Below are 2,608 nucleotides of genomic sequence, written 5' to 3'. Positions count from 1 at the left end.
GGGAGCTGCGGGGGCCGCAGCCGGGGCGGGCTCGACTTTCGCCGGCTTGGGCGGCTTGCCATACTGGCCGATCGGCCCGAACACGACGGCGACCGCAAGCACGATCGCGGCGACGATCGCGCCCAAAATGCCCCCCATCGACTCAGACGACATGAAACCCATCCCCGTTCCAGATGCGCTCCGTGATACCACGGATGCACGCGGAGCCGGAAGGGCTGCCGAAGGGGCCAATGGTGTAGCGAACGAGGCATCCCTGGGCGGCTGCCCTACTCGTCGCTCGCCATCCCCTACTTCGCCGGCGGCCTGTGCTTGACGAAGGCCGTCACGATGTCCTTCTGCGCGGACTCCACCGCCCTGTTCGCGGTCGCGAGATGGGCGCCGGCATCGATGTTCGGATATTGCGTGGTGAGATAGTCGAGCAGCGCCACCCGGTAGTATTGCCGCTCCGATGGACAGGCGCCCGCAACCGAGCGGCCAAAATCCTGTTCCGTCATTCCCTGATTGCTGTCGCGCGAATATTCCCGCGCCAGGCAATGCCAGTAATCGTCGCGGCCCTGCTGGGCGAGCTTCTGCGCGCCCTTGGCATCGTCGTCCGCCATGACTGAAGATATCATGGCAGCAGATGTCATCATGACGAGCGCTGCTCCCACCATCAGCATCCGCATCTTGTTCTCCTTTTTCGCAGATCGCGCTGCCGAGCTTAGACTCGACGCGAGAACTGGCCAATCACATCTCGTTTGACTAGGATGAAGCCCTCCCTCCCCGTCGATGCGAGATCCTCCCGTGGCCAAAGCAAAAACCGCGTCCAAAAAATCCGGCAACATCTTCATCGGCATCGGCGGCTGGACCTTCGAGCCCTGGCGCGGCGTGTTCTATCCGGAGAAACTCACACAGGCGAAGGAGCTGTCTTACGCAGCCTCGAAGCTGACCTCGATCGAGATCAACGGTACCTATTACGGCTCGCAGAAGCCGGAGAGCTTTCGCAAATGGGCGAGCGAGGTGCCCGACGGCTTCGTATTCTCGGTGAAGGGACCGCGCTTCGCCACCAACCGCCGCGTGCTCGCCGAGGCTGGCGACTCCATCAAGCGGTTCTATGATTCCGGCGTGCTGGAGCTCGGCGACCATCTCGGGCCGGTGCTCTGGCAGTTCGCCCCGACGAAAAAGTTCGACAGCGCCGATTTCGGCAAGTTCCTCGAACTGTTGCCCCGCAAGCTCGAGGGCCGCGCGCTCCGCCATGTTGTCGAGGTCCGCCACGACAGCTTCTGCGCGCCGGACTTCGTGGCGCTGATCCGCGAGTTCGAGACGCCTGTGGTGTTCGCCGAGCACGGCAAATATCCCGCCATCGCCGACGTCGCCGGCGATTTCGTCTATGCCCGGCTTCAGAAAGGCAATGACGAGATCAAGACCTGCTACCCGCCTAAGCAGTTAGACGCCTGGGCCGAGCGCTTCCAGGCCTGGGCTTTGGGCAGTGAACCGGATGACCTGCCGAAAGTTGACAAGGCCAAGCCGAAGAAGGAGCCGCGCGACGTGTTCGCCTACGTCATCCACGAGGGCAAGGTGCGCGCGCCTCACGGCGCCATGGAACTGATCGCACGGGTGAGCTGAGGTGGCTATCGTCCATGTCGCTTGCGGTCAGGAGCAACAAAGCCTCCATGCGTCATGGCCGGGCTTGTCCCGGCCATCCACGATCCGCTGCGCGGCGCGAAGAACGTGGATGTCCGGGACAAGCCCGGGCATGACGACCTCCCGTGTGATGGCCTGAGGTGCCCCCATGGCAAAAGCGAAGAAGCTGTTCACGATCGGCTATGAGCAGACGCCGCCACACGCGGTGCTCGACGAGCTGGAACAGGCCGGCGTCAAGCTCGTGGTCGATGTGCGCGCGGTGACGTCGTCGCGCCGCCCGGGCTTTTCCAAGAAGCAGCTGTCCGCCGGACTCGACGAGCGCGGCATCGCTTATGTCCATCTCGCCGCGCTCGGCACGCCGAAGGAAGGCCGCCTCGCCGCACGCAGCGGCCAGTACCACGTGCTTGAGAAGATTTTTTCAAAGCACCTGAAGGCGCCCGAGACCAGGGAAGCGATGGACGAGCTCTCGGCGCTGGTGAAGAAGGCCGGCCCCGTCTGCCTGCTCTGCTACGAGCGCGACCACACCCATTGCCACCGCCAGATGATCGCGGAGATCATCGAGGAGCGCGATGGCGTGGCGGTGAAGAATTTGGCGGGACGGCAGGTCTGATCGGCCTCTCCGTCATGGCCGGCTTGTCCCGGCCATCCACGCTCTTCCTTCGCGTGGCCAAGACGTGGATGCCCGGGTCAAGCCCGGGCATGACGACCCGAGAGAGCTCCTACCCCTCCCCCGCAAGCCGGAACGTTCCTTCCATCATCTGCACGCAGCTGCCGCCGACATGAGCGGAGACGATCTTGCCGTCCTGCTTGCGCACGCGCGTCAGCAGGATGCTCGGCCGGCCCATGTCAAAACCCTGGCCGACGGTGAGCTTGAGCTCGCCGTCACGCGCGGGATCGAGATCGGCGAACAGCGCGGCCGCGGCGACCGTCGCGCTGCCGGTGGCGGGGTCTTCGATCAGGCCGCTGGCACCGGGGAAGAACATCC

4 protein-coding genes are annotated in these 2,608 nt (G+C 64.4%); 2 read left to right on the top strand and 2 right to left on the bottom strand.

All coding sequences use genetic code 11. The annotated features are described in order from the left end of the window. Positions 1–287: 287 nt before the first annotated feature. Positions 288–665, bottom strand: coding sequence for a hypothetical protein (locus MOV74_RS35775; RefSeq protein ID WP_246931924.1), 378 nt, complete (start codon positions 663–665; stop codon positions 288–290). Between the two features lie 103 nt (positions 666–768). On the opposite strand from MOV74_RS35775, the gene MOV74_RS35770 reads away from it, so the two are divergent. Together MOV74_RS35770 and MOV74_RS35765 are read left to right on the top strand one after the other, a co-directional pair. Continuing rightward, positions 769–1,605, top strand: coding sequence for a DUF72 domain-containing protein (locus MOV74_RS35770; RefSeq protein WP_246931921.1), 837 nt, complete (start codon positions 769–771; stop codon positions 1,603–1,605). Between the two features lie 166 nt (positions 1,606–1,771). Then, on the top strand, positions 1,772–2,233 hold the full coding sequence (locus MOV74_RS35765) for a DUF488 family protein (protein WP_246931920.1): 462 nt from the start codon (positions 1,772–1,774) through the stop codon (positions 2,231–2,233). Positions 2,234–2,342: 109 nt separating this feature from the next. Here MOV74_RS35765 and MOV74_RS35760 read toward each other — a convergent pair. After that, a partial coding sequence (locus tag MOV74_RS35760; RefSeq protein WP_246931918.1) for a PhzF family phenazine biosynthesis protein occupies positions 2,343–2,608 on the bottom strand: 266 nt, incomplete at its 5' end.

Source organism: Bradyrhizobium sp. SHOUNA76 (assembly GCF_023006445.1).
In the GTDB taxonomy this organism is placed as follows: domain Bacteria; phylum Pseudomonadota; class Alphaproteobacteria; order Rhizobiales; family Xanthobacteraceae; genus Bradyrhizobium.
Note: the sequence above shows the minus strand (reverse complement) of the source record. Positions and strands in the feature narration are given on the sequence as shown.

Bases quoted from the DNA above. Each gene is read 5' to 3' on its own strand.
- MOV74_RS35765 (WP_246931920.1), top strand. From the start codon at position 1,772: ATGGCAAAAGCGAAGAAGCTGTTCACGATCGGCTATGAGCAGACGCCG.
- MOV74_RS35775 (WP_246931924.1), bottom strand. From the start codon at position 665: ATGCGGATGCTGATGGTGGGAGCAGCGCTCGTCATGATGACATCTGCT.
- MOV74_RS35770 (WP_246931921.1), top strand. From the start codon at position 769: ATGCGAGATCCTCCCGTGGCCAAAGCAAAAACCGCGTCCAAAAAATCC.